4 tRNA genes and 1 rRNA gene are annotated in these 595 nt (G+C 50.7%); all 5 read right to left on the bottom strand.

The window, feature by feature from the left end:
• Nucleotides 1-67 precede the first annotated feature (67 nt).
• Nucleotides 68-143: transfer RNA gene (locus AC1DRF_RS31515), tRNA-Thr, on the bottom strand.
• Between the two features lie 4 nt (nucleotides 144-147).
• Nucleotides 148-223 (bottom strand) — tRNA-Val (locus AC1DRF_RS31510).
• Between the two features lie 23 nt (nucleotides 224-246).
• Nucleotides 247-321: transfer RNA gene (locus AC1DRF_RS31505), tRNA-Glu, on the bottom strand.
• Between the two features lie 3 nt (nucleotides 322-324).
• Nucleotides 325-399 (bottom strand) — tRNA-Asn (locus AC1DRF_RS31500).
• A 9-nt stretch (nucleotides 400-408) separates the two neighbouring features.
• A 5S ribosomal RNA gene (rrf, locus tag AC1DRF_RS31495) occupies nucleotides 409-524 on the bottom strand.
• Nucleotides 525-595: the final 71 nt, after the last annotated feature.

Here is a 595-nt window from a genome sequence, read left to right as displayed (position 1 = left end):
GCCGAACCCGAAGGAGCGGATTTACAGTCCGCCGCGTTTAGCCACTTCGCTACCCCTCCGATATAAATGGTGCCGGCAAGAGGACTTGAACCCCCAACCTACTGATTACAAGTCAGTTGCTCTACCAGTTGAGCTACACCGGCACGGTGGTGGAGGATGACGGGATCGAACCGCCGACCCCCTGCTTGTAAGGCAGGTGCTCTCCCAGCTGAGCTAATCCTCCACTATTATGTARATRAAAAYAAATGGTGACCCGTACGGGATTCGAACCCGTGTTACCGCCGTGAAAGGGCGGTGTCTTAACCGCTTGACCAACGGGCCAGTTGGCTCCACAGGTAGGACTCGAACCTACGACCGATCGGTTAACAGCCGATAGCTCTACCACTGAGCTACTGTGGAATAATAAYAGCCTGGCAACGTCCTACTCTCACAGGGACAAAGTCCCAACTACCATTGGCGCTAAAGAGCTTAACTTCCGTGTTCGGTATGGGAACGGGTGTGACCTCTTCGCTATCGCCACCAGACATATTATATTATACATGWTTYGWTAAAGAAAGCAAGACTTTTTTTGAAAAAGTTTTGTTCTCTCAAAACT

Source organism: Priestia sp. P5_B4 (assembly GCF_056400385.1).
Note: the sequence above shows the minus strand (reverse complement) of the source record. Positions and strands in the feature narration are given on the sequence as shown.